This is a genomic window from Candidatus Woesearchaeota archaeon, from assembly GCA_018303405.1.
Taxonomy (GTDB): Archaea; Nanobdellota; Nanobdellia; order Woesearchaeales; family JABMPP01; genus JAGVYD01.
The window spans coordinates 29,646-53,220 of the sequence record JAGVYD010000017.1 but is presented as its reverse complement, the minus strand read 5'-3'; the positions used below and the strand labels follow the sequence as shown (position 1 = coordinate 53,220).

The window sequence follows — 23,575 nt, the reverse complement described above, 5'->3', positions numbered from 1 at the left end:
GAGCCTTTATCTTTAAGCAGTTGTCAAGAACCACAGGTCAGAGACTGGTGGAATGTCATGTTTAGTTCCACAGACCCGTAGTTCTTGAGCATCATGAAAATGTTCGCATTTTCAGGATGCTGGAAATCGAAGATTTCCATCATGCTCAGAATTTTCCAGCCAAGTGGGAGAAAATGCAAGCAAAGCTTGCCATCAGTCACAGACTGGATGGAAAATTCTGACATTTTATTTTGACTTCTTCTGCCCGTAATACAAATCCTCGACAAAATTAATGTCGCTTGCATCCTCTGCTGATTTTTCCTCTGTCCTGAGCCTGACAAACCTCGGGAACCTGAGTGCAAATCCCGATGAATAGGTAGGGCTTTTCTGGATTTCCTCATAGTTGACTTCAATTACAATTTTTGGCTTGACAGTAACCTGCTTTCGCTTTTCAGCTGTTATGAGCGGCTTCAGCATCACTGTCATTTCAGAAAAGGTTGTGCCGTCCTCGCCTTCAAGCTCTTTCAGCCCTGTGCTCACCTTGCCGATTTCGAGCAGGTTGCCCTCCTCATCCCTGACCGCAATCGCATAGCTTGTCAGCCAGGTTGCGCGCTTGCCCTCCCCCCATTCAGCGCCGACGATAACAACGTCAAGGCTTTCCATGACAGGCTTGAGCTTGACCATGTGGCCGACCCGTGAGCCCGGCTTGTATGGCGCATCCAGCTTCTTGAACATGACGCCTTCCATGCCCTGCTTTAGCGTGCGCTCATAGAATTCCTGCGCCTTGGCCTTGCTGTCTGTTACAAGCTGCTCGGCAAGAACCGCCTTCCATTTTTCCTCGCGCAGTATTTTCCTGAGGATTTTCCTTCTCTCGGAAAAATCCTGCCTGAGAAGATTTTTGCCGTCGCAGTAGACAATGTCAAAAATATTCAGCTCAATAGGGAACTGGCTGGCCAATTTGTCAATGTCATACTTGCGCCTGATCCTCTGGCTGACTTTCTGGAAAGGAAGGTATTTTTTGGTCTTCGGGTCGAATCCAACGGCTTCGCCGTCAAGGATGAATTCCCTTGCCCTGATATTTTTCCTGAAAAATTCGGCAACCTCCGGGAATTGGGCAGTGACATCCTCAAGCCTGCGGGTGAATATCATGACTTTCCCGTCCCTGCCATGGACCTGCATCCTGAACCCGTCATACTTGCACTCGATTGCGCACGGCTTTCCAACGCGCTCAAATGCCTCGTCAACGTCATCAACCTTCTGAGCAAGCATGACTTTTATCGGGCGGTTGACTTCCAGCCGGATATTTTCCAGCTCCTTTTCGCCCTGCCTGGCAGCCTGCGCGACTATCCCGAAATCATTTGTCAGGTCAAACGCTTCCTGGACTTTTTCAAGGAATTTCCTGTAATCCCCCTTGAGCTCGCCTTCCTTTGTCTCCTTGATTTTTTCAATATCCCCAAAGTGGTCCCAGATTATCGCGTCGCGAATGGAGCCTTCGCCAACCCCGACCCTGAGTTCCTCCAGGATGGTCCTGACAATGTATTTTGCCTCCTTAGGGGTTGCTGAAGTCAGGAGCTCTGCAATAAGCTGCATTTTTTTCTGCACTGTGCCCTGGCCTTCAAGCTCTGCCAGCTTTCTCAGGTTGGAAAACACTTTTTGCACCGTGATGTCCATTGACGACAATGTTGCCTGCTTTTTCCTGCCTACCAAAGCCTCTGCAACCTTGCCGAGGTCGCCAGTCTTTTTCCATTCGCTTTCTATTTTATCGGCTTCGAGGCCAACTGCAAGGCCTAACGCTTTTATTACAAGCCTGGACGCGACGCCAATTTTCCGCTCATCCCAGGAAGGATAGATTTTGCCCTGCAGGAGAAGGACAATCTTGGGGAGCATATCGCGGTCTGTTTCGCCCAGCAGCTTGGCAATGTAATAGGTTTTTTCCAGGCGCTTGCTGGTCGCCTCAAGGCTTTCATAGATTTCAACTAGTTGCGAATATTTCATCTTGAACGTTAGTTATTTATATTGGTAGGTATTAAAAGCTTTTTGCAATAAGAGAGGCATATTCAAAAGAGGTCTATTCAAAATGGATGCAATCGAAAATATCATGACCAGGCGTTCTGTGAGGAAATATTTGGACAAGGAAGTCGAATGGGACAAGGTTGGCATAGTCCTTGAGGCAGGCCTGAATGCGCCTTCCTCAGGCAACCTGCAAAATTGGAAATTCATTGTTGTGCTGGACGAGGAAAAAAGAAAGGCAATTGCCGAGGCGTGCCTGGAGCAGTACTGGATGCAGGATGCGCCTGTGCACATAGTCATCGTATGTGAAGTGCAGAAAACAAGGCAGTTCTACGGCGAGAGGGGAGAAAGGTTTTATTCCATCCAAAACTGCGCTGCTGCTGCGCAGAATATGCTTCTTGCGGCGCACGCCCAGGATTTGGGGAGCTGCTGGGTTGGAAGCTTTGACGAGGATATGCTGAGAAAGACTTGCGGAATTCCGGAATATATCAGGCCACAGGCTGTTATTGCATTGGGCTATGCAGCTGAAACCCCGGAAAGCCAGGACAAATACAGGCTGTATGACATAGTGCACATTGAAGGATGGGATGCCAAGATAAAGGATCCAAAATGGGTGCTGAAGGAGCATGCCTGGAGCGTCGAGAACAAATTGAAAAGGCAGGCGAAGAAAATGCAAAAAAGAATCGGGAAATGGGAAGGCGCTTCAAAGGATATTTTTGACAAATTGCGGAGTAAAAAAGAGTGAAGATAATGAAAAAGGCGGACATCGCGCTCCTTTTTTCAAGGCATCTGTGCAACATTAAATTCTAAATATACTCAATTCTGATTAGTATAACCAATTTACCACTTTCCAGCTTAATATACGAAATTCTATATTCTAGAATATATAGTTTATAAATAGAAAATCTTTATATATAAGAAACCACAAGAAAATAAGTAACTTTCCAGTTTTTTGGCGAAAACCGGAAGTTGGCGTGTGTTTGAAATCGAAATTTTGTGTGTGTATTTCGACCCAAGTTAGTCAGATTTTTCGTGTCAAAGCAGTAACATCCCTTGTTGGCGCAAGAGTGTAGCTTTTTCTAAAAAGGTATACAGCTATGAACATATAAAAGCATTTTCGTAGTGGGATACATATTTTGCAAAATATATATTCCACTGTATATAAAAGACTAAAGGGAGAAAGGAGGGTGAAAGATGGACTTCGTCGTTGAAAACGCATTAAAGACAGGAAGCAACAGCAAAAGCGACAATTTGGATGTTGGGCAGGCCAACATAAAGGTTATCGGCTGTGGTGGAGCAGGCAATAACATGGTCAGCTGGCTTTACACCAAAGGTGTGAAGGGGGCTGAGATAATAGCGTGCAATACTGATCAACAGCATATCAATATCAGTGAAGCTGATAGAAAATTCTTGCTGGGGAAAGAGGTCACCCGTGGCCTTGGATGCGGCGGATTTCCAGAAAAAGGCATGGAAGCTGCCAAAGAGTCTCTCCAGGAGATAAAGGAAGCGCTCAAGGGTTCTGACATGGTGTTCGTGTGCGCCGGCATGGGAGGAGGCACCGGAACAGGCTCTGCCCCGATAGTGGCAGGCGTTGCCAGGGATGCAGGAGCAATAGTGATTGGAACAGTGACAATGCCCTTCAAAATTGAGAGGGCAAGGGTAGACAAGGCAGAGTTTGGCTTGCAGCAACTACGACAGGTTTCAGACACAGTAATAGTCATTGACAACAACAGGCTGGTACAGATTGCAGGCAACTTGCCAATTCGACAGGCTTTTGCAGTGGCCAATGAATTGATAGCGACGATGATAAGAGGGATTGTGGAAACAATCGCCTTGCCAAGCCTTGTGAACCTGGACTACGCGGATGTCAAAGCGATTATGACCAACGGCGGCGTCGCTGCCATAGGCGTCGGAGCATCCGACACAAACAACAGGGTTGAAGAAGCAGTCAAAGGCGCACTCGCGAACCCTTTGCTCGACATAAATTATGAGGGAGCAACAGGAGCCTTGATCCATGTGGAAGGCGGGCCGGACATGACCCTCGACGACATCAACCAGATTGGAGAGCTGGTCACAGAGAACCTGGACGACGATGCAAATGTCATCTGGGGAGCCAGGGTCAATGAGGAGATGAAAGGCAGGATAACAGTCATGACAATCGTGACTGGCGTCAAATCTCCGTGGATACTCGGAAAAGCTGACAGCAGGAAAAAGGCGGCTGCAAGGGCGCCTGTAACCGAGGTGATGGATGACGAATTGGGCATAGAGATTGTCCAATGAGTATGTCCGGGCAGAAACAATTTTCACGCTCACCCCTTTAGTCTTTGAGGTGCGGTTTCTTGCCTTCATTTTATATCACCCCCCCAACGAAAATATACAATGAAGGCGGACTTTGGGTCCCCGAACAGGGGACTTTTTTTTCTTTTTTAATTATGAGAAAGGGAATAGTTTTCTAAATCGACCAGGTGGCTTGTCGAAAGATGAGATGGAGCTGCTGATTGCACTCGTCATGGAAAACATCACCATTATGCCGGAGAATGAGGTTAAGGGCAAGATGGAGGAAGCAATTGACATAATGAAGGATATTGATATCAAGGACGCGCCCATCCTTGCATGCGCACTGGCTGTAAAATGCGACGCCATCTGGAGCGAAGATGCGCAGAGAAAAGTCTTTAACGAGCTAGAATTGTTCAGGTGCCGGGAAATGCTCAATGAGTTGATTTCATCATATTTATTAATGGTTATGCTTTGCATTTGATATGGCAGAAAGATATTATCTTGACACATCAATATGGCTGGACTTCTTTGAGAACAGGAACGAGCCCAATATGCCCAAAGGAGACTGGGCGCATGCCTTGCTGAACAAATTTGTGGAGGATGATGACAAGGTAGTTTATTCTGACATTGTATTGCTGGAGATAGGCTCTGTCGGCTACACTCCGGAAGAAATTGAAAAAATGTTTCGGAAAATAAAGCCAGCGCTGGTTTTGTGGAATCAACAGAAAAACAAACTGGAAAAGCGAAAGATTTGTCATCGAAGAGGAAAGTGCCGAAAGCCGATGCTCTGCATGCCGTTCTTGCAAGAGACAACAAGGCTGTGTTGGTGACGTTGGATAAGCATTTTAAGAAATTGTCCGACATCTCCAAGCCGAAAAGACCTCAGGACCTCATTTAAACTTCTTTTCGAGGAGTGCAAAGGCTTTGTCCCTCACAGAATGCAATTTGGCATCACTTGTTTTTCTCTTGGATGAGCCCTTTAGCATGGACAAATTCCTAAGTATTTTTTCTTTGTCTAAATCTGAGAGTTTTTCCCTTATCGCGTCCCTGATGAACTCAGTTCTGGTACTATACCTGTGCTCTTCCAGCTTTTGGTCTATCTCATCCAATATTGCGTTTTCCATCTTTATGGTTATTGCTTCCATCGTAATACTTAGGATATACAAAGTAATATTTAAAGTTTACTGTTTCCGCCTCTATAAAGTCATTACCAAATTAGTTAAAAAGCAATAATTCTGTTATATGTAAAATAATTCTTGCTGATTGTCTGCCCGCAAGCCAAAAGCCAGCGGAAAGCTCGGCTTCTGAAATAACGATTGCATTTTATGACGAGCTTGCGCTTCTTACAGAAATATAGCTGGAAGCCAATATTACAGCCCCGCCAATGAAAACATAGGTTGCTGGAACTTCGCCCAGGAACAATCCTGCAAAAATCACTGCTGACAGAGGCTCAAGATAGGATATTATTGCGACTGTCTGAGCCTTGATTTTGTCAAGTGCCTTGAGAATGAAAATAACCGCAATGCCCTGATGAACCATGCTCATTGTGAGAATGGGGAAAATCATACTTGAGGTTAGAGTTGGCGGCGAATAGAGGATGAAAGGCAGGAGCAAAACAACTGAAACAAACATCTGGGAAAATACCAATTCTTTCCATTCGAATCCTGCATGCAGTGTCAAGCGGTTGTAAATAGTTGTCAATGCATATGTAATTGCAGATACAAATGCAAGAATAAAGCCGAGGATTTGCCCACTTGGAATTGTGGCAGAGCCAGGCTGCAACATGATAGACAGCCCGGCCAGGCCGAGCCCCAAAGGCAGCCACGTCTTTTTTCCTACTGTTTCATGCAGGATTAACGGCGCAAAAAGCATGACCAGCACAGGTGCGATATAGTGCACCAAGGTTGCTGATGCGATTGTGGTCAGATTGAACGCCCAAAAATAGGTGATGTTGGTCATAAGCGCGAAAAATCCCATAGATAATGGAAGCCTGAGATTTTTCTTTTTGAAAAATGGAAGCAATTTGCCCTCGGCTATAAGCCATGCGGTCATGATCACCAGCATAATAAGTGCAACAAAGAAATAAACGGCATGGCCTGGCAGGTTGACCATTCGCACAAAAATGCCCATTGTGCCCCAGATTAATGGGGCTGCCATTGCATAAATGTAATATTTGTTCATGCTGGGCAAACCATAGGTGGCTGCATTATAAAGCTTGCCATCGTCTTGTCCCATGCTAAACTATCTCTCAAACAATCCCTTGAACCATGTGCCAAAATTCCTGATGTTCTCGGTAATCTTTCCTGTGTTCAGGCTGATTTGGTAGCTGCTGCGGGTGCGCGCAACCCCGTTGTCTGCCCTTTGCCAGGAAAAATAAATGTCATGAGTCGGATAAGATGACTGGCCATTCTCCAGGCTGGGCGCATAGGATTCTGCGGCTTGGGGCGGGGACTCTATCTGTGCCGCATTTAATGGCGTGGAATAGCCATAGCCTGAATTTTGGTAAGGGGGGATGACAGGTGTATTCTGCTCGGCAATTCTTTGTTCAAGCGAGCTTATGTATTCCCTTATCCTTTCCTGTTCAAGCCTTTGCTCAACTGCCTGCAGGGTTTCATGCCTGAAACTTTCGAGGCTGGCGCTTAAATTGGCTGGATTATTCTGCGTTGCGACAAATTGCTGGCTATTGACGGGAAAATTGGATAAAATGAAGTAGCCGGCTGCGCCCAGCATTGCTCCTGTTATATAGGGTTTTGCCTTGGAATTTTCCATAAGGGGATAAAAATGCAATTGTTTATTTCACTTGCCCGGCAATATCCGGAGATATTCTGCCGGCAGCGCAATGCTTTGGCAATATCGCTCAAAATTTTTCAGGTTTATCCTCAAAATGGGAAAAAATGTGCATTATGGCGAAAGGCAAAAATCTGGAGCAAAGGGAATTCAAAATAAGTGAATTCAGAATAAGGAAAGCCAGATGAAAATATTGCCCAGGAAGATTGTGACTGCAAATGCGAGCAGGAAACTCGGGACAAATGGTATGCCCTCCTTCATGAGCACTTTTCTTATCTTGCCCCGCTTCTTAAGGGCAATGAGTTTCTTTATTTGCTGCATTTCAATTCCGAGATCTTTTGGGCCGCAGATGTATTTCCCATCGACTTTTACGTCGTTCACAATCCAGTCGCCCTCTGTGAGTTTTTCAGGGTCAACCAGTTTGTGCATGCAGGACAGTTCAATTGACTTGACACCGACCCAAATATAGTAGCTCGCAAATGTCAGCGTCATCAGCAAAAGGATCAGCAGCCTGAAAAGGGAATCATTGATGAAAATAATGGCGACAAGCAGGACAGCAAGCAAAATTGTTGTCATTTTTCTGATGAGGGCGTAAGAATGGTTGTGCAGAAGTTTTGAAAACTCCATTCGAAATTTTTTCCAGTGCCTTGCCACGAGGATTGTGCTGAAAGCCATGCTGTAAAGGGCACCGAAAATTACAAGATTTATGAGGAAGCTGACCAATGTTGAGCTGAAATCCAGCTTTAAGCCGAGCATGGCCCCTATTCCAATAAGCAGTTTTGTATCCCCTCCGCCCCATTGGCCTGAATAGAACATTCCCATGGAGAGGGCAAGCATGGCACCAAAGCCAAAAAGGCCTTCAATAATCGGCTGCCAGCTCAGTGTTATGAGAGAATCAATGCATCTTATCCCTATGCCAGCTGCAATAAGGGCATAGCTGAGCCAGTCCGGCACTTCCCGGGTACGCATATCTGTAACTGATGCCGCCGCCAAGGCCAGAAAAACCAGTGCATAAATCAGCTCGACAACCATGCTGCATTGAAATGCCAAAGCTATTTAAATGTTTTTTGTTGCATGATACACATGGAAAATGAGATTATCAGAGTGATGGTATTCGGCACATTCGACATACTGCATCCCGGCCATTTTTATCTTTTTGAGCAGGCAAAGAAGCTGGGAAACTTCCTCATAGTTGTTGTTGGAAGGGATGAGACAGTTAGGAAAGTAAAAGGCAAAATGCCAAAGCACGACGAGAATGAAAGGCTTTTGGGCGTTTCCAAAAATCCCATTGTAGACAAGGCTGTGCTTGGAAATTTGGATGACCCTTACAAGGTCATTGAAGAACATCATCCTGATATAATATGCCTTGGCTATGACCAGGAGTCCTACATTGCGAATGGGCTGCAAGATGAGCTCATAAAAAGAAGCTTGACTGCAAAGATAGTGAAGATTGGGCCGCACAAGGAAGATGTGTACAAAAGCTCTAAAATAACGGATTGAGATTTGATAGGGGAAAAGACAAAAATCCATTCTATAATGGAGAACCTAAGTTTCCAATATTATTATAAGGTTCTCCAGTATATACGGGGGAGCATAAAGCTCTTGTTATGATTATTAATTATTTATGCTCCCCATTATAATTTTCTTTTTCCATGCGCTTGATTGTTGCCTGGCAGAGCCTTTCATAGACCTTGTTTGCAATGCTTTTCATGTTGATGCAGTCCTCCTCATTGTATTCCACCAGGAGCCGCAGGTAGTGCTCGTCGCCGCTGCCCCTGAACATTCTCCACATTGTGATTGCATCCCCGCCATACATTCTCTCGATGATTGGATTGCTTCTCCTGATTCCAAGCTCGCGCTCTATGGATTTTAGGCCGCCTTTCAGCCCCACCTTTGCGCATGCATGCCTCAAGTCAATGTGGGGAACATCAGGCAGCGCCCCTGGAAGCTTTTTGCTGATTATTGGCAGGTCAAAAGTCGAACCGTTGAAGGTGACAAGAAGCTTGTATTTTGAAAGCTCTTTTGCGAGAGAAACCGCATCCAGGTTAATGCCCCTGATGAACGGCTTGCACTCTATCCCGTCGAAAATCCCGATCATCGTTATATAGGAATTCTCTTCAAGCCCGCTTGTCTCAATGTCCAGGAATGCGGCCTGGTCCTTGAAAAAATCATAAAGCCGCCATGTTTCAGAAGAAGGCAGCTTTCCCTTGAAAAATGCTGAATCAAAATTGTAAAGCCTTTTTTGGGCTTCCAGGAGAAACCGGTCATAGTGCTTTTTTCTCGGCATTGACAGGCCCTGGATATAGCCAGCGCCCAGGAAGTCCTGCCAGCCCTTAATTCCCTGGTTCCACAAATTTTTTTCAGTCTTGGCGCTGATTCTGTCCAGAAAAATGAAGCTTCGCCTGATCATGGCTTAATCAGAAAATGAGTGGGATTTAAATCCGTCGCCCGAATGTCCTGTGTCCAGTGGATAATCAGCAATTTGGTTGCCTGGAGAAATCCTACTGTATTGGCTCCATGCCAGCATCCTCAACCAGGGAGCGTGCCAATGGGATGAATATTTTCGTCGGTATAAGCCTTATCAGGGAAAATGATATGGTCTCTGGATAAAACTGGATATTTCCTTTTTTGTATTCAGTGACAAGGTAGATTCCCCCGTGGCTCTGCATGGCCGAGCCGAACATTGCCCTGAAAATCGCGCCTTTGAATGCACATCCATTCGGGTAGATTTCGTGTATTTCTGATTCAATATTTCCTGCCAGCTGCGCGTCATAATCCTGGCCAAATTCTTTTCCAAGATACAATTCCACATAAGTTGAAATTGGCGACGGGCTGTCAAGGATTGAGAATGCCTCGGATTCTGTAAGGGCAATATCCTCGGTGACAAATGAGCCTGTCCCTGCAAGGGCATCGGATTTTATAAGGATGACTTTATAATATTCTGAGCCAAGTGAGCCAACCCCATTTGCAGTTATTTTGCCCTGCAATGCAGACAGCTCCTGCTCGCCAAGGTAAACAATGGATTCGTCAAGGCTTCGCGCAGTGAATGCGCCGCAATATTCGTCATTGTGCATTGGAAGGAACAGCTTTTGCTCAACCGGAAATTTCTCCTGCAGATCGCTCAGGTCCCTGAACACGAGGAAAGCGAGAAGGGCTATTGCGACAAATATCACGGCATTTGCCGCGATATAGGCGAGAAGTTTTCTCCTGATATAGATAAAACAGCATGCAACCAGCACACCGACAATGACAATCCCAAAAACAAGTCCAGCCATGCCCATTGTATCACTGACCTGATAATTTGGCTGTTGTTTAAATATTTTGCCAAAAGACGGGCTTTGCCCGAAAAATTAGTTTGGGCATCAATTTTGCGAAGCTCATTCAGGGAGTGGTTAAGCATTTTTGGGGCTGCAGAGGAGGAAAAATAAAGCCGCTGCAAAAATGGCCACGAATTTAAAATGCGCGAGTTAAAGCCCAAGGATAGTGATAGCGACCCCATCAAGGATGATGGAAATGCTTTTTTACAGAAATGCTTGACTTGGAAGAAATGCTTTTTTCAGCCTGTTTCATGGCTGTCCTGAGAAGCACCTCGCGCTCCTTGAGAAGGCCGTCGATTATTGCATCTTTTCTCTTGAGCTCATCGGTGTAGTATTCCCTGAGCTTTTCGAGGTCATTCAGGGTATTGCCCAGGCTTTCAATGCCTGTCTTTTCCCCCCTGTTGCTGCTATTGTCATTGATATTGTGGCTGCCTTTATTGTTGATTGGGGAATCAACCATAGCTCCTCCAGGTATGGCCGCATTTTGTGCACCTGTTAAACCTGGTTTCAGGCTCGTCTGCAGCCCTTGTTTGAACATGCCAGTAAAAAGCCTCTTCGTTTTTGCATTTATTGCAGGTCGCGCGAATTTTTGGCAGCATTTCTGTCTCGCTTTTTTCAATTACCTCAATTGCCTTGCTGTGGTTGCCTTTTTCGCTGATCCTGACATTTGTCTCTGAGTTCTTGTCAGAATGGCCGCATGAAGCGCAGGCCAGTCCCTTCTTTGACTTGCTTGGCAGCATCAGGCCGCCGCATTTCTTGCAAAACATCCGTTCACCCCTGTAAATCCGTTCCTAAAGCAGTCGCCAATTTTGGCAACCGTGTTGACAAAGCCTATTTTCACCCAGCCGAGGTAGGGTACCCTGAACAAGGCCTTGCCCACTATGAGCTTGCTGTCGATTTTGACCTCATTGTTGTTCAAGCCTGCATTATTGTCGCCTTTTGTGCGGAAATAAAGCCTGCCATTCTCCTCGGTGATCGAGATTACCCTGTGGATTATGGGGATGGTTTCAGTGCCGCCCCAGTAAACCATGACATCGCCAACCTTAAAATCCTCTGGATTGGTGCCCCTGATGACCATGATGTCCCCAGTATCAAATCCATTGCGGAATTTAAATCCCTGAAACATCGATGTGCTGATGTTATAGCCAGCATAAAAATCACGCTGGGCGCATGGCTTTCTCTGCCCGCAGATGGCCATGTCCTTTTCCCACCACAGGTCGAATTCCCCACCATGCTCCATGGAAGAAGACATTACAGCAACAACAGGGTGGGTTGTCTGCAAAACCAGGCCAAACCCTGGATAGACTATGAACTTGATTAAGATAAATGCCAGCGCCACATTGGCCAGCCAGCTCAACAGGGATTCATCTTCCCATATAAAATGCCAGAATTTTTTCCAGTATAGCTTCAGTTTGCGTGAGGCCAGGTTTGCCTGAATAGCCGGCTTGCTTTCTGGTTCGGCCGGTTTCTCGCCTTGTTGCTTATCCATGTGCGAATGTTAAAATAGCCCCATTAAAAATGTTTGTTTTTTGCCCTGAGATATGGATGCAAAGGGCAGGTAAGACATTTTTGGCAGGCTTGAACCGCATTGAAATGCTGGACAGCAAGGTTTATATCCTGTGGCGCATTTGAAAAGCGCATGTCGGCCGACCTTATGGAAAACAGGATTTTCCGCAGTTCGCAGTATTACGAAGGCATCTTGCAGCTGAGAAACCCCAATGATGAGATAATTGGTTTTATACTGCAAGAGATGGAGGCCAAAGGGGATGTTTACATAACAAAGAAGATTAGGGCAAAAAATGGGATTGATGTGTATGTCTCATCCCAGCATTTCCTGCAGAACCTGGGGAAAAAACTTAAGCAGAAGTTTGGCGGAAAGCTGAAAGTAAGCACAAGGATCCATACAAGGAACAGGCAGCGAAGCAAGGATGTTTACAGGATTACTGTTTATTATGAGGCACCGCTTGCTGGCAAGAATGATGTTGTGCTTGTTGAGAACAAAGTTGTCAAAATCAACGTCGTTGGCAAGACAATCATAGGAATCAACCTGGGAACTGGCGCAAAAGTCACGCTGAATGCAAAAGGGCTGGAAATGGTCAAGCTTGAAAAGCATAAGACAAAGGTTACTACAGTAAGGCCAAGAGTGGAAGTCCTGCATCCGGAAACCTACCAAAGTGTAGGTGTTGAGAATGCCAAAGCGGAAAATTTTGGATTGGAGCCTGGCCAGAATGTTACTATTGTAATGCACAATGGAGTATATATTGTATAATTTGTTATCTGATATTTTTGCTATATATAAATATAAAATAGTCTAAGGATTGATCTCTGGCCCAGTTTTACTTCCTATCCTTCCGATATTCATCAACCAGCCTGTCAATTAAGTCCTCCCGGACTGCCAGGGACTCAAGCTGCTTGGCATCGGCCAGGGCAAAATCGCCCAAAACATGCAATGAAATCTTGTTGCGCGGGATGAGGGTGAATTTTTCGCGGAGAGCCTTATTGCCTGAATCGCTTATAATCCCCCTGATTTTTCCGGATAATAGGTCAAGCGACTTTTGGCTCATGGAGTCTGCTGAATCAAGCAGGATATAATCATTTTCCCCGATTTTAAGTTTAGCTATTGTTTCACTGAGCTCTGCCAGGCCAAGGCTCCTGACTCTCTTGACCAGGATTTTCCCATGCATGGAGGCCAAAAAATCAGTGAACTTTTCCGCTGTTCTTGCCTGCTGCTGAAGATGGTCTTTTTGCAGGGCCAGGCTTTTTTCCAGCTGCCTTATCCTGTTTTCCCGGAATTTTAACACCATTTGGATTTTTTGAATTTGGGCATTGTGGAAATGGCGCTTTTTATCACCATCCTTAAAGCCAGAAATAAGCGGTTCCTGCTGATACTTGGCGAGCTTAAGCCCTTGCTGTTCAAGGCTTTGCCTCAGACCCTTATTTGATTTGATGAGAAGAGAAATTTCCTGCCTGAGCCTTTGTATTTTTTGCCTGGCAAATTCCAGCTTGCCGGCAATATCCTTAACATCCGCATTTTCAAAACCAGGGTCTGCATTTTTGATGAGCCCCGATTCAGTATTGCTGGTTGTGCCCTTGGCCGCGAAATCCTGCGCAATAATGCTTTCTGCGGTGCTATGGTAGCTGAGATTTGAATTTTTAAGAATGCTTTCCCGTAATCTGACCGCAAGGCGGTCTTCGCTGTATTCCTTTACAAAAACATCTATCTTGGCAAGGGAATTTCTGACCTGCTTGAATGCATGGAGCGCAGAAGCCAAGGCGTCTTTTTGGTGCGCATTGGCCGCATGGATTGATTCATCAGATTGCCTGTAATCATCCAGAAGCTGCCTTTTTTCCTCCAAGGAGAGATCATAAGCCGGGCAGATTACCCTGGCGCCAAGGCTGGCCGCCACTTTGGCTACTGACAGGGGCGTTTTCTTTTTATCAGTTGCAACCACAACTATCCGGCCAAGCTGGATGACATCAAGGACAAGCCTTGGAAGCCCGAAATCCTTGGCAGAGCCTACCTTAATGCATCTGCCTTCCAGATTTAAAACTGCAAACCCGAGGGTAGTGCCCGGGTCCACTCCCAAAATAAGCAGGCTGCGCTGCCTTTCAGATGACAAGTTTCAATCCCCCGATTACAAATTTTAGTTCAGTTAATTGATTAAGTTCAGTTAATGGATTTTATGGATTTCCTTTTGAAAAGAGTGTGATTTTAGATGGTGCTCTTTATAAGGATTATTATTTTATGATGATGATATTTCCCCGGCCTTTTTTAATCTTCTTGACATCGCCACGCTCCTCCAGCTCAGATACCATGAGGCTGATTTTGGCTTCGGAAAGCGGGATTTCCTTCCTTATATCCTTCTGGGTCATCCTGCCCCCATTGTTCTTGATGAGCTTTAACAGCTCATCTATGTCAACTTTCTCCGGCACAGGGATGGCAGGCGATGATTGCTTAGGGATTTTTTCAGCATCGTTTGCATCACTGCCTTTTGTCATGCCATCAGGGGATGGTTGTGAGTCTGGCTTTTTATGCGGCTCGGCCTGGGAAACTTGGCGCTGCCTGGAGGACCGTGTTATCAGCAAATAGCTGATTCCGATGATTGCCAGGCCAAGCAGGATTCCGCCGCCATACATGAAATACAGCTTGTAAACATCAAAGAATGTTTTAGGCTCTGCCGGAGGCATTTCACTTGCATTGCCTTTTCGCGGCAAGGGCTTCAGGAATAAGTCCCGCAGGTAACGGCCATTCTCATCCACCCTGATAATTTCATGCGCGACAAATGTGTCTGTCTGGCCTTCAAAATAAGCTGAAATATTATATATGCCCAGGGGAAGGCTGAAAAGGAAAGTGCCATCCCTGGCAACATACCTTTGCAAAGGTGTTGTATTGATTTCAATAATAACATCCTTTAGGGGCCTTAGCTCTGTGTCATACGCTATGCCCTTAATTGTTGCTGCCATGGAAGGCAGAATAAAAAACAGCGTTATAGCGACTGCTAAGCCTATTGAAGCGTAAAATCTCCCCTTGCCCATTGATAATGAGAAATTCATTATTCATTATAGCTGTGGAATACGCTATTTAAATGTTTGTTCGGCCAGGCAGTAAATATTGAAAAAATAAGGAGCTATAACTGTTTTTATTATAAAATAAGCTGTAATAGAGCTTTATAAAGTTTTAAATTCGGCCGTAAAGCTTTAATTTTTTTAATTAACAAGTATATTTATAAACAAAATTGCTTTTTCTACTTATAACCGGTCAAAGAACTGGTTTAGGCTATCAGTTATTTGGTGTGTGCGTCCTATGATGTTCACACTTTTTTCTTTTTTTTTCTTATTATGATATGTCATGGCTAGCAATCTGAGTATAGCCAAAGATATGGGACTAGGGGTAAAAGGGAATGCCGAATCTCTAAAGAGATAGGATATGAATCTATATAGCGATTTACAGCAATGCAGAACTGCAGCAATGAGGCAATATTAACAGTCTAAGGTAGTTGATAAGCGATATAATCTGTGATATAATCGTCCTAGAACTTGCAGCTAATAGAACTTAAGGCTAGCCAAGCAGGGCTAAGTCAATGTCTGTCTTAAGGTCCTGCAATTCAAACCTGAGCAATTCCTTCCTGTGGTCATCTATGCGCAAAGAATCATATGTGCTTTTGGCCTGCAGCAGCATTCTCTGGGCTTCGCTTATTTTCTTTTCCTTAATCATTTTCTTGACCTGGGTGATTATATCGGTAAGCTGACCCAAGTTTGCGGCAGCAACTGCTTCCTGATTTTCGCTCGGCAACACAGGTGGCAATTGTCTAGCTTTGCCTGTGTCCTTGGTGTACTTGCCAAGCACCTCATTCATTGCTGCCTTGACCTCACGATCCTTCCAGCCTGCACCAATCAAGGCATTCATAATCCTGTCCTCCCTAAAGCCCTTCTTGATGTGCTTTTGTATGTAAGTCACAAGCTCAGGCCTGATTTCATCAAGCTTTGCCTCATAAACCGGATGCCTTACCTTAGCAGTCTCAGCACTGATTTCCTTGAGTATTTCATCAATATATTCCTTGAATTCGCCATCTTCAAGCTCTTTGTATTCCCGATGCAGCTTATCCTCCTTTTGCCTGACCTTGGAATCCCTGTCGGCAAGCATTGCCTCAGTCTCGGCTATCTTCTTTTCCTTGTCTGACAGCTTTTTGCTCAGCATGGCAAGCTCGCCTTCTTTGCGGACAACTTCCCTTTCCCGCACTGCCACTTCCCGCTCGACTGCTGATATCCTGGCTTCCCTTTCTGAAAGATGGTCTTCTTTTGCAGAAGCCTGGGCATGCCTGTCTTCTGCCTTTTTTTCCTTATCAAGAATCATTGACTCCCTTGAAGTGAGGTCCTGCATCCTGCTTTCCAGGGCTTTCCGGTCTGCGAATGTCTGGTCCGCGAGCGCCTTGAGCTTCTCCATTTTTTCAGACTTGGTGCTGATTTCATTGCGCAAGGCTTCAATGCCAAGCTTCAGGTCCTCAAGCTGTTTCATTTTTTGGTCTATGATTTTCTCCTTCTGGTCCAGGATTCTCTCATTGTCCTGCATCATTCTCATTTTTTGCGAGTGCTCTTTCTCAAGCTGCGTGAGCTCTTTTCTCATGGTCAGGACATCTTTCTGCACCTTTTCGCGCTTTTCAACAAGCTTCATGACTGCCTTGCTGGGCCGTGCTGGCCTGGTGGCTTGCTCTTCCTCTGGCGCTTCCATTATTTCCGGCTCTGCAAGAGATGGCGCTTCAGCATCCGGGGTCCATGCTGCAGGCATAGAAGGCACAGGTGGTAATGATTTCTTTCCGGTTGCAGTTGCCTTGGCCGCAATTCCCAACACTGCCTCTTTGCCCGGCACTTGCGCAGAAATTCCTGATAGAGAAGCAGGCTCAGATTTTTCAGGGACCTCTGCCTCTGGCTTCCAGGAATCTGAAGTCCATGACAAGCTATCAAAGTGGTCAAAGGAAGGCGGCTCAGGCAGATTGACATCCGGCAATGGAGGTAGCGCGGGCTTTGATGGCTCCTCTGCAGGCAGGGATGGCAACTCAATTTTTTCCTCGGCAGCCGCGGGCTCTTCTTTCTTTTTCTTGCGGAAAATATCAAAAAGGCTTTTCTTGCCTGCATCTTTTTTGATATCAACAGTTGGCTGCACAAATTCCTTGCCTGGCTGCTCAGACCCAAATCCGGACTCAAATGCTGACATGTCTTCTGGGTGTTCTATCATTGGCTCCGGTATGAGCTCTTCAGGTGGCTCAGGCAGAGCAGGCTGCACGTTTTGCATTTCAGCAGGCAGTTCAGCAGGCATTTCAACGCCTAACTGCTCCTCGTCAGCCTTCAGCTGCCTCTCAAGCTCAGCCTGTGCAGAAGCCGCATCCAATGCGCCTGTTTCAGAAGGCGCAAACTGGTATTCCTCTTTGGCCTGCAGCTGTTCAGCCATTTCAGGCATAATCTCTGGCTCTGCTGGCTTGGGCTCCTTTTTCCTGGCAAATAATCCAAAAAATCCGCCTCCTTTTTTCTTGGCTTTTGATTCAGGCAATGGTATTGGAGGCTCTGGCAAAGGTGGCAGTTCAATATCCTGGTCACTGGAAGGCATTGGTCCGAATTGTTTTGGCTCTGGCTCGGCAAAGTCAACACTGCTTTCCGCTCGGTGCATTTCCTCTTCTGATGCAGGTATGGAAGAGGGCATATTGGCATCAAGGTCCGGCACCATTTCCGGAGGCTCAATGGTAGCTTCAGCTACTGCAGACTGCATCTCTCTCTTTTTCCGCGCCTGTGCCAGAAGACCCATATTATCATGACTCCCTTGTGGATTTCACAGGTAATTTGCCCGTTATCCAACTATTTGTTATCCCACTATTGTTTTCCAAGGCCGTACCTTGACATGATTTTTTCGTAATTCTCAAATTCCGATGATTTTGCAAATTCATCTATGACTGGCTCTGGCAGCTTGCCTAGCAGGTCATCCATTATCTGAAGGATGTTTCTTGCCGCAGGGTCTGTTGTCTCCTTTGGAGTTTTCTTGGCAATCTTCTTCTCAAGCTTGGATAGCTGCTCCTGTTTTTTCTTAAGCTCTGATTTCACTGCCTTTAGCTCTGATTCTGAGGACTTAATTTCATCCCTATTATTCTGCAGCTGCCTTTTGAGCGAATCAAGCTCCTTTCGAATGCCTTTTGCCTCATTTTCGCCTGCCTGCTTCTCTGCAATTTTCTTGGCCATGTATTCATTTGTCTCAAGCAGTTCCATGTCCAGCTTTTCCTTCTGAATTTTCAGCCTGCCAATTTCTGTCTCGGCTGTTTTTCTCTTTTTCTCGAAGTCCTCAAGAAGCTTGGCCTTTGTTTCGAATTCCATTTGTCGCCTGGTGAGAAGCTCGTGCATTTCCACATGCTCCTTCTTGCTCCTCTCCAGGTCTTTGCCAGCCTTTTCGAGTTTCTTTGAGTCCTCGAGGATTATCCTTTCCTTGTTGTTCAGCTCGCGTTCTTTTTCATTCAGGTCGGTCCTGAGGCGCTGGTTTTCGTCCTTGAGCTGCTCACGTGTTGCGGCAAGCTTGTCAAGCTGCTCTTCCATGCGCTTCATTTCCGTGTCATAATTCTTGATACTGCCCTCCATGATGCCCTGCTGAAGCAGTTTTTTCTGAAGGTCTTCATGCAGGTCAGCATGCTGCTGCTGTTTTTCCTGAATCAGCCTTTCACGCTCAGCAACTTCTATTTCCTTCTTGACAAGCTCCTTGTGCTTTTCATCAATTTCCCTTTGCTTGTTCTTTTTCTGGACATGCAGGGCTTCCAAATGAGCGGAATGCTCCTGGATTTCCATCTCCATTTTTTTCTTGGCGTGGTGCAAATCATCTATGCGGCTCTGCATTGCCATGTCTGGTGCAGAGGCCAACTTTGCTTTGGCATCAGCAGATTCTTCAGGGAGAGATAAAACAGGCTGGCTATCCTTTTGGCTATCCTTTCCCGCCTTTTTCTCCTTGCCTTTTAGCTTGGATTTTTTCTTTTCATCCTTGCCTGAAAGCATTGGTTGCGGGGCAGATTCCGGTAGTGTATCGGGTTCAATAGCCATAGGTGGAAGCATTATCGTATCCATGGAAGTGGCAGTTTGCGTCTCAATTTTTGGCTTTTTCCTGAACAGGGAGAAAAAGCTCACTTTTGGCTTCTGTGGAGTGGGTGCTGATTCAGCAGGAGGAGATGGCATGCCTGATTCAGGAGGCGCGGGCAACTCGCCATCCAGCTGTGACTCCTCAAATTCCAGTTCCGTCTTTGCCTTTCCTGCCTTGACCTTTCCTTTCTTGGCTGGCTGCCCCATTTTGGCTTGCATCTTTTTGTCCGATGACTTTTCAGGAAAGACTGAATCCCCAGAAACAGGAGAGACAGCCTTGGCCATGATAGTTGATTTGGTTTCAGCTGATGGAACAAATCCCAGTTCATGCGCTGTTATTTTTGAGATGCCGGATTTTGGGATTTCGGATTTGGTGATATCGTCCTTCTCAATTTTGATTGGAGGAAGCGGGATGTCCGTGATTTCAGCCTCTTCCAGCGACCTTTCCATTTCATCGAGCTCATCCGGCCTGACTTCCCTTGGCTTTGCTGCAAACAGGCGTGCAAAGAATCCGGGTTTTTTTGGCGCCTTGGGCAAAGATAAAGAAGGCTGCTTTGCCTCATCAAGGCTCGGGGGCTTTGGAAGCTCCAAATCCGATTGGGAATCCTCGAATTTGCCGGCACCACCAAAATCAGGGATATCCGGCAGCTCAGCGCTAAGCTCATTCTCAAGGGACTGCAATTCCATATCCTCATCCATTGCAGACAAGTTTTGAGGGGAAGCCCGCGCGCTTTTGGAGATTTTAGCAAAAGATTTTGAACCCTTATTTTGTTTTGCGCTGGAAGCAGGGCTTTTAGCAGTTTTATTTGGCCCGGACTTTACTTTTGCGCCCTTGTTGGCCTTGGCACCTGAAAGCCTCTTTGTAGAACTTTGTTTTGACTGCCTTCTAGCTTTCAATATATATCACTCCCCTTTTACTTCAAAATTACCTTTGCATTATATATACTTTTATTGTAACTCTGGAATAATTAATCCATTTTAAGCCAATATTGGAGGTATATGAATAAAATCACAAGCTTTTTAAGCGGCTGCAAAAATCTGAATTCAGCTAGGAGGTTAGCAATATGGAAGACATTGTCTGCATTTCAACCAAGAAAAAAGTGACTAATACTGAGGGTGTGTCCCAATTTGACTGCCCTTCATGCGGGAAGCACAGGATAGTGCGGTCAAGGCATGCCAGGGTAATAGCAGCAAAATACAAATGCCCACAGTGCGGATTTGAGGGGCCAAACTAGACAGAAAAATGGCAACAGTAGTAGTAACCCTGAAAATCATGCCGGTCAGCCCGGATACAGACCTCAAATTTATTGAAAATAAAGCTTCTGAAGAAATTTCCAAATTTGGCGGCAAAGTCGGCAAAGTTGAGGTTGTGCCAATAGCATTTGGCCTCAAGGCCATAAACCTCATTTTTGTAATGGATGAAAGCAAAGGTGCGACTGACTCTCTTGAGGAAAGTGTAGCTGGCATCGAAGGGGTAAATTCTGTTGAAGTGACTGATGTCAGAAGGACAATCGGATAATTAATCCGGTAATTTTTCCATTATTTCTTTTTCCTGTTCAAAGACCTAATTGTTCTTATAATGCTATGAAGGCTGGCATCAGTTTTTATCGCTGTTCCTGAGACATGGGTTGCCACTGACTGGTTTCCCTGTTTTATTAAAGCATTGCGCAAATCTTCCTTTCGCGGAATCTCAAGATGGCTTATTTTGCAAATCCTGTGGATGTCATAGAACCCAACTATCCCTGATTTATATTCGGAAGCAAGGACAGACAGGAATTTCCTGTCTTTTTCATTTGCAGATTTGGCAGCCATCTTATCAGCCAGGCCCGGGTCTCCCATGGCATTGCACCACATCGGCCCTGCCTTTTCGAATTTGGGGTCCTTGCAGCATTTTGAATCCTTGCCAATATTACCTGTTTTTGCAGGGGACATTTCATTTATTACCCACCTGCTTGTGCAATTTCTGCAATACAAAATGCATTTATACCCGCGCATTGCCTTATCTGCCTTCCTGGCACCGTGCTCTATCCTGAAAATAATCCGGTAATAATGGTCCCTGTAAAAAGAAAGGATTGGAACAGCAGCCCTGTCAAGCTGGGATGCGACCAGCTGCACCTTTCTTGCAAGAATCCTCAATCCAGTTTCGTGCATAAACTCATTCTTGAGCGGAATGGCCCAGTACTTCCTGATGCCTGCTTCAGGGAATGCACCTGCCAATGCGCCAGTATCAGTGGCTGTTACTGCAAGGATGCCATTCCGCTTTATTTTTTTCAGTGAATTCCACAAAAAAAAATTAGGGCTGCCGAATGGGTCAATGTCAATCACATCAAATCCTGAAGAATCCTGCAGCAATTCATTGGCGTCCATGTTTTTTACAGCAATCCGCCTGTCCTTTCCCAGCCCATTAAGACTTAGGTTTTGCCTGATATTTCCAAAGGCCTTTTTGCTCTGGTCATTCAAGACCATGGTTCCAATAATGCCTTTCTTAAGCTCAAGAGCAAGCCTTATTCCCCGGGCACCGCTTGCAGAAAGAATATCAGCAAATGAGAGGTTCTTCCTTCCAAGGCATTGCAGCAGCAGAACAGAAATGTCCCTGTTGAATTTCATGACAGGATTGTAAAATACCGCCAGGCTGCTTGAAATCTTTTCGCCTGTGGGGACTTTTAGAACTGCTTTTCCTTCCTTGATGATTGACAGCATGGCTGCCTGATTAAATATGGAGTTATAAAGCTATCGCAGCGAGTAGGCAGCCCGCCATTAATTCCTGGCAGGGCTTATTATTCGGAAACATTTAAAAGATGGCGCAGCATTCCCTGTATTGATGTTTTATGCAGAATATCCGGAGCCCTATTTGCACAGTAGTGGGACATGTAGACCACGGAAAAAGCACCTTTCTTGATAAGATTAGAGGGAGTTCCATTGTTGACACTGAACCCGGCCAGATCACGCAGGCAATAGGCGCCTCCCTCATACCCATCAGCACGGTCAGGCAGATTTGCGGTCCGCTGGTGGAACGGATGAACATGAAAATAACAATCCAGGGCTTATTATTCATAGACACCCCTGGCCATGCGGCATTCTCAAGCTTGAGAAAAAGGGGAGGTACCCTTGCTGACATTGCTGTCCTTGTTGTTGACATAAATGAAGGCTTCAAGCCGCAGACAATAGAGGCCATAGAGATGCTGAAGCAGTTCAGGGTGCCATTTGTGGTTGCCGCAAATAAATTAGACCTTATACCGGGATGGGTTGCTAAGGAGAATGATATTTGCTTTTTGGATGCGCTGAAAGCACAGAATGAAAATGCCCAGCAAACCCTTGACAGAAAGCTCTATGAGACAGTGGGCAAGCTTTTTGAGCACGGATTTAATTCCGAACGCTTTGACAGGGTAAGCGACTACACAAAGCAGATAGCAATTGTGCCGATTTCCGCAAAAATGGGGATAGGGATACAGGAAACGCTTATGGTCATTGCGGGCCTGGCACAGAAATTCCTGGAAAACAACCTTAGATTGGATGTGGCGGGCCCTGCTAAGGGCACAATCCTTGAAATCAAAAACATAAAAGGCATGGGCACATGCATTGACCTCATTATTTATGACGGAATCCTGAAAGCAGGTGACATCATAGTGATTGGCGACATGGAAAAGCCAATTGTAACTAAAGTCAGGGCAATATTTGAGCCAGCTCCCCTCTCTGAGACAAGGGATGCAAAGAGCAAATTCCATTCCGTGAAGGAAAGCAAGGCAGCATCTGCAGTCAGGCTCTCTGCGCCGGACGTTGAAAATGCGGTTGCAGGAATGCCACTGAGAGCAGCAACTGAAGAGACTCTTGAAGCAGCCAAAGAAGCAGTGCAAAAAGAGGTCAAGGAAGTCATACTCGAGACAGACAAGAATGGGATTATTGTCAAGGCTGACACCCTTGGAAGCCTTGAAGCCTTATTGAACATGCTGAGGGACAGGAAGATTCCACTGCGCAAGGCAGCTGTCGGCAACATCTCAAAAAAGGACATTTCAGATGCTGAAAGCAATTATGACGAAAACCCGCTGGACTCTGTGATATTGGGATTCAATGTTGTGGTGCCGCCGGATGTAGTCCAGCTGCAAAAAGTGAAGATTTTCACGAACAACATAATTTACAAGCTCATTGAGGATTTTGAAAAATGGAAAATCGATGAAGCCAGGAGGATAGAGGCCAGCGCAGTTGACCTCCTGACTAGGCCGTGCAAGATTGAGCTGATGAGAAATTACGTCTTCAGGCAAAGCAATCCGGCAATCTTGGGGATTGAGGTCCTGTCAGGCACGCTCAAATCAGACATGCCATTGATGAAAAATGGCCATGCATTGACATCCGCCAGGAGCATCCAGCATGAAAAAGAGACCGTAAGCCAGGCTGAGAAGGGGAAGCAGATGGCGGTTTCAATGGATGGTGTGACCGTGGGGAGGCAGATAGTTGAGGGGGACATCCTTTACAGCGCAATCCCGGAAGCAGATTTCAGGAAACTAAAAGAGCTGAAAAAATACCTTTCCAAAGATGAGATGGAAACATTGAAGGAGATTGCCGGCATCATGAGAAAGGAAAATCCGATATGGGGCGTTTAAGGA

General features: G+C 45.8%; 25 protein-coding genes. 9 read left to right on the top strand and 16 right to left on the bottom strand.

Going from position 1 to position 23,575, the window contains the following annotated elements:
- Positions 1 to 23 precede the first annotated feature (23 nt).
- Both J4227_07130 and J4227_07125 read right to left on the bottom strand, forming a co-directional pair.
- The gene (locus J4227_07130; protein ID MBS3110274.1) at positions 24 to 224 is read right to left on the bottom strand and encodes a hypothetical protein; all 201 of its coding nucleotides are present in this window, start codon (positions 222 to 224) and stop codon (positions 24 to 26) included.
- Position 225: 1 nt separating this feature from the next.
- Positions 226 to 1,974, bottom strand: a complete 1,749-nt coding sequence (locus J4227_07125; GenBank protein ID MBS3110273.1) for an ATP-dependent DNA ligase — start codon at positions 1,972 to 1,974, stop codon at positions 226 to 228.
- Positions 1,975 to 2,056: 82 nt separating this feature from the next.
- On the opposite strand from J4227_07125, the gene J4227_07120 reads away from it, so the two are divergent.
- The 4 genes from J4227_07120 to J4227_07105 all read left to right on the top strand — a co-directional run bounded on the left by J4227_07120 (position 2,057) and on the right by J4227_07105 (position 5,164).
- A complete protein-coding gene (locus tag J4227_07120; GenBank protein ID MBS3110272.1) occupies positions 2,057 to 2,734 on the top strand; it encodes a nitroreductase family protein in 678 nt (225 codons plus the stop codon).
- Between the two features lie 449 nt (positions 2,735 to 3,183).
- Positions 3,184 to 4,269: a cell division protein FtsZ gene (ftsZ, locus tag J4227_07115; protein ID MBS3110271.1), complete on the top strand. Its 1,086-nt coding sequence runs from the start codon at positions 3,184 to 3,186 to the stop codon at positions 4,267 to 4,269.
- A 190-nt stretch (positions 4,270 to 4,459) separates the two neighbouring features.
- Positions 4,460 to 4,747 (top strand): hypothetical protein, encoded by a 288-nt coding sequence (locus J4227_07110; GenBank protein ID MBS3110270.1) that lies wholly within the window; start codon positions 4,460 to 4,462, stop codon positions 4,745 to 4,747.
- 231 nt (positions 4,748 to 4,978) lie between these two features.
- Positions 4,979 to 5,164, top strand: a complete 186-nt coding sequence (locus tag J4227_07105; GenBank protein MBS3110269.1) for a PIN domain-containing protein — start codon at positions 4,979 to 4,981, stop codon at positions 5,162 to 5,164.
- Here J4227_07105 and J4227_07100 read toward each other — a convergent pair.
- From J4227_07100 to J4227_07085, 4 genes are all read right to left on the bottom strand, one after another.
- On the bottom strand, positions 5,157 to 5,411 hold the full coding sequence (locus J4227_07100; protein ID MBS3110268.1) for a ribbon-helix-helix protein, CopG family: 255 nt from the start codon (positions 5,409 to 5,411) through the stop codon (positions 5,157 to 5,159). The two genes, J4227_07105 and J4227_07100, sit on opposite strands and share 8 nt — an antisense overlap.
- A 178-nt stretch (positions 5,412 to 5,589) precedes the next feature.
- Positions 5,590 to 6,501, bottom strand: coding sequence for an EamA family transporter (locus J4227_07095; protein MBS3110267.1), 912 nt, complete (start codon positions 6,499 to 6,501; stop codon positions 5,590 to 5,592).
- Between the two features lie 6 nt (positions 6,502 to 6,507).
- Complete coding sequence (locus tag J4227_07090) at positions 6,508 to 7,035, bottom strand: hypothetical protein (protein ID MBS3110266.1); 528 nt, start codon at positions 7,033 to 7,035, stop codon at positions 6,508 to 6,510.
- 183 nt (positions 7,036 to 7,218) lie between these two features.
- The gene (locus J4227_07085) at positions 7,219 to 8,085 is read right to left on the bottom strand and encodes a prepilin peptidase (GenBank protein MBS3110265.1); all 867 of its coding nucleotides are present in this window, start codon (positions 8,083 to 8,085) and stop codon (positions 7,219 to 7,221) included.
- A 75-nt stretch (positions 8,086 to 8,160) separates the two neighbouring features.
- On the opposite strand from J4227_07085, the gene J4227_07080 reads away from it, so the two are divergent.
- On the top strand, positions 8,161 to 8,553 hold the full coding sequence (locus J4227_07080; protein ID MBS3110264.1) for an FAD synthase: 393 nt from the start codon (positions 8,161 to 8,163) through the stop codon (positions 8,551 to 8,553).
- 118 nt (positions 8,554 to 8,671) lie between these two features.
- Here the strand turns inward: J4227_07080 and J4227_07075 are convergent, their stop codons facing one another.
- The 5 genes from J4227_07075 to J4227_07055 form a co-directional block, all read right to left on the bottom strand.
- Entirely contained in the window at positions 8,672 to 9,463 is a 792-nt protein-coding gene (locus tag J4227_07075; GenBank protein MBS3110263.1) for a ribonuclease H-like domain-containing protein, read from the bottom strand.
- Positions 9,464 to 9,554: 91 nt separating this feature from the next.
- The gene (locus tag J4227_07070) at positions 9,555 to 10,334 is read right to left on the bottom strand and encodes a hypothetical protein (GenBank protein MBS3110262.1); all 780 of its coding nucleotides are present in this window, start codon (positions 10,332 to 10,334) and stop codon (positions 9,555 to 9,557) included.
- Positions 10,335 to 10,551: 217 nt separating this feature from the next.
- Positions 10,552 to 10,830, bottom strand: coding sequence for a hypothetical protein (locus J4227_07065; protein ID MBS3110261.1), 279 nt, complete (start codon positions 10,828 to 10,830; stop codon positions 10,552 to 10,554).
- The gene (locus J4227_07060) at positions 10,823 to 11,137 is read right to left on the bottom strand and encodes a transcription factor S (GenBank protein ID MBS3110260.1); all 315 of its coding nucleotides are present in this window, start codon (positions 11,135 to 11,137) and stop codon (positions 10,823 to 10,825) included. The genes J4227_07065 and J4227_07060 overlap by 8 nt, the downstream gene beginning before the upstream one ends.
- Positions 11,110 to 11,859 carry a signal peptidase I gene (locus J4227_07055; GenBank protein MBS3110259.1) on the bottom strand — a complete coding sequence of 250 codons (750 nt, stop codon included), beginning with the start codon at positions 11,857 to 11,859 and terminating at the stop codon, positions 11,110 to 11,112. Before J4227_07055 ends, J4227_07060 begins: the two co-directional genes overlap by 28 nt.
- Before the next feature lie 150 nt (positions 11,860 to 12,009).
- On the opposite strand from J4227_07055, the gene J4227_07050 reads away from it, so the two are divergent.
- On the top strand, positions 12,010 to 12,639 hold the full coding sequence (locus tag J4227_07050) for a hypothetical protein (protein MBS3110258.1): 630 nt from the start codon (positions 12,010 to 12,012) through the stop codon (positions 12,637 to 12,639).
- Positions 12,640 to 12,706: 67 nt separating this feature from the next.
- Here J4227_07050 and J4227_07045 read toward each other — a convergent pair whose 3' ends face one another.
- From J4227_07045 to J4227_07030, 4 genes are all read right to left on the bottom strand, one after another.
- Positions 12,707 to 13,990, bottom strand: a complete 1,284-nt coding sequence (locus tag J4227_07045; protein ID MBS3110257.1) for a DUF460 domain-containing protein — start codon at positions 13,988 to 13,990, stop codon at positions 12,707 to 12,709.
- A gap of 118 nt (positions 13,991 to 14,108) precedes the next feature.
- Positions 14,109 to 14,834 carry a hypothetical protein gene (locus J4227_07040; GenBank protein MBS3110256.1) on the bottom strand — a complete coding sequence of 242 codons (726 nt, stop codon included), beginning with the start codon at positions 14,832 to 14,834 and terminating at the stop codon, positions 14,109 to 14,111.
- Between the two features lie 595 nt (positions 14,835 to 15,429).
- Positions 15,430 to 17,667, bottom strand: coding sequence for a hypothetical protein (locus tag J4227_07035; GenBank protein ID MBS3110255.1), 2,238 nt, complete (start codon positions 17,665 to 17,667; stop codon positions 15,430 to 15,432).
- Positions 17,668 to 17,732: 65 nt separating this feature from the next.
- On the bottom strand, positions 17,733 to 19,673 hold the full coding sequence (locus J4227_07030) for a hypothetical protein (GenBank protein ID MBS3110254.1): 1,941 nt from the start codon (positions 19,671 to 19,673) through the stop codon (positions 17,733 to 17,735).
- A gap of 365 nt (positions 19,674 to 20,038) precedes the next feature.
- Here J4227_07030 and J4227_07025 point away from each other — a divergent pair, with 365 nt between their 5' ends.
- Together J4227_07025 and J4227_07020 are read left to right on the top strand one after the other, a co-directional pair.
- On the top strand, positions 20,039 to 20,209 hold the full coding sequence (locus J4227_07025; protein ID MBS3110253.1) for an RNA-binding protein: 171 nt from the start codon (positions 20,039 to 20,041) through the stop codon (positions 20,207 to 20,209).
- 8 nt (positions 20,210 to 20,217) lie between these two features.
- Positions 20,218 to 20,493: an elongation factor 1-beta gene (locus tag J4227_07020; protein ID MBS3110252.1), complete on the top strand. Its 276-nt coding sequence runs from the start codon at positions 20,218 to 20,220 to the stop codon at positions 20,491 to 20,493.
- Between the two features lie 20 nt (positions 20,494 to 20,513).
- On the opposite strand, the gene J4227_07015 is transcribed toward J4227_07020, so the two are convergent.
- Positions 20,514 to 21,674: a tRNA (guanine(10)-N(2))-dimethyltransferase gene (locus J4227_07015; GenBank protein MBS3110251.1), complete on the bottom strand. Its 1,161-nt coding sequence runs from the start codon at positions 21,672 to 21,674 to the stop codon at positions 20,514 to 20,516.
- A 128-nt stretch (positions 21,675 to 21,802) separates the two neighbouring features.
- On the opposite strand from J4227_07015, the gene infB reads away from it, so the two are divergent.
- Positions 21,803 to 23,572 (top strand): translation initiation factor IF-2, encoded by a 1,770-nt coding sequence (gene infB, locus J4227_07010; GenBank protein MBS3110250.1) that lies wholly within the window; start codon positions 21,803 to 21,805, stop codon positions 23,570 to 23,572.
- The last annotated feature ends 3 nt before the right edge of the window (positions 23,573 to 23,575 follow it).

What these genes read in the sequence shown, in the direction of transcription:
- J4227_07055 (MBS3110259.1), bottom strand. Translation starts at nt 11,859, where the DNA reads ATGGATAAGCAACAAGGCGAGAAACCGGCCGAACCAGAAAGCAAGCCG.
- J4227_07130 (MBS3110274.1), bottom strand. Translation starts at nt 224, where the DNA reads ATGTCAGAATTTTCCATCCAGTCTGTGACTGATGGCAAGCTTTGCTTG.
- J4227_07070 (MBS3110262.1), bottom strand. Translation starts at nt 10,334, where the DNA reads ATGGGCATGGCTGGACTTGTTTTTGGGATTGTCATTGTCGGTGTGCTG.
- J4227_07125 (MBS3110273.1), bottom strand. Translation starts at nt 1,974, where the DNA reads ATGAAATATTCGCAACTAGTTGAAATCTATGAAAGCCTTGAGGCGACC.
- J4227_07035 (MBS3110255.1), bottom strand. Translation starts at nt 17,667, where the DNA reads ATGGGTCTTCTGGCACAGGCGCGGAAAAAGAGAGAGATGCAGTCTGCA.
- J4227_07065 (MBS3110261.1), bottom strand. Translation starts at nt 10,830, where the DNA reads ATGGTTGATTCCCCAATCAACAATAAAGGCAGCCACAATATCAATGAC.
- J4227_07040 (MBS3110256.1), bottom strand. Translation starts at nt 14,834, where the DNA reads ATGGCAGCAACAATTAAGGGCATAGCGTATGACACAGAGCTAAGGCCC.
- J4227_07030 (MBS3110254.1), bottom strand. Translation starts at nt 19,673, where the DNA reads ATGGATGAGGATATGGAATTGCAGTCCCTTGAGAATGAGCTTAGCGCT.
- J4227_07020 (MBS3110252.1), top strand. Translation starts at nt 20,218, where the DNA reads ATGGCAACAGTAGTAGTAACCCTGAAAATCATGCCGGTCAGCCCGGAT.
- J4227_07085 (MBS3110265.1), bottom strand. Translation starts at nt 8,085, where the DNA reads ATGGTTGTCGAGCTGATTTATGCACTGGTTTTTCTGGCCTTGGCGGCG.
- J4227_07090 (MBS3110266.1), bottom strand. Translation starts at nt 7,035, where the DNA reads ATGGAAAATTCCAAGGCAAAACCCTATATAACAGGAGCAATGCTGGGC.
- J4227_07025 (MBS3110253.1), top strand. Translation starts at nt 20,039, where the DNA reads ATGGAAGACATTGTCTGCATTTCAACCAAGAAAAAAGTGACTAATACT.
- infB (MBS3110250.1), top strand. Translation starts at nt 21,803, where the DNA reads ATGCAGAATATCCGGAGCCCTATTTGCACAGTAGTGGGACATGTAGAC.
- ftsZ (MBS3110271.1), top strand. Translation starts at nt 3,184, where the DNA reads ATGGACTTCGTCGTTGAAAACGCATTAAAGACAGGAAGCAACAGCAAA.
- J4227_07015 (MBS3110251.1), bottom strand. Translation starts at nt 21,674, where the DNA reads ATGCTGTCAATCATCAAGGAAGGAAAAGCAGTTCTAAAAGTCCCCACA.
- J4227_07120 (MBS3110272.1), top strand. Translation starts at nt 2,057, where the DNA reads ATGGATGCAATCGAAAATATCATGACCAGGCGTTCTGTGAGGAAATAT.
- J4227_07095 (MBS3110267.1), bottom strand. Translation starts at nt 6,501, where the DNA reads ATGGGACAAGACGATGGCAAGCTTTATAATGCAGCCACCTATGGTTTG.
- J4227_07100 (MBS3110268.1), bottom strand. Translation starts at nt 5,411, where the DNA reads ATGGAAGCAATAACCATAAAGATGGAAAACGCAATATTGGATGAGATA.
- J4227_07080 (MBS3110264.1), top strand. Translation starts at nt 8,161, where the DNA reads ATGGTATTCGGCACATTCGACATACTGCATCCCGGCCATTTTTATCTT.
- J4227_07060 (MBS3110260.1), bottom strand. Translation starts at nt 11,137, where the DNA reads ATGTTTTGCAAGAAATGCGGCGGCCTGATGCTGCCAAGCAAGTCAAAG.
- J4227_07075 (MBS3110263.1), bottom strand. Translation starts at nt 9,463, where the DNA reads ATGATCAGGCGAAGCTTCATTTTTCTGGACAGAATCAGCGCCAAGACT.
- J4227_07050 (MBS3110258.1), top strand. Translation starts at nt 12,010, where the DNA reads ATGTCGGCCGACCTTATGGAAAACAGGATTTTCCGCAGTTCGCAGTAT.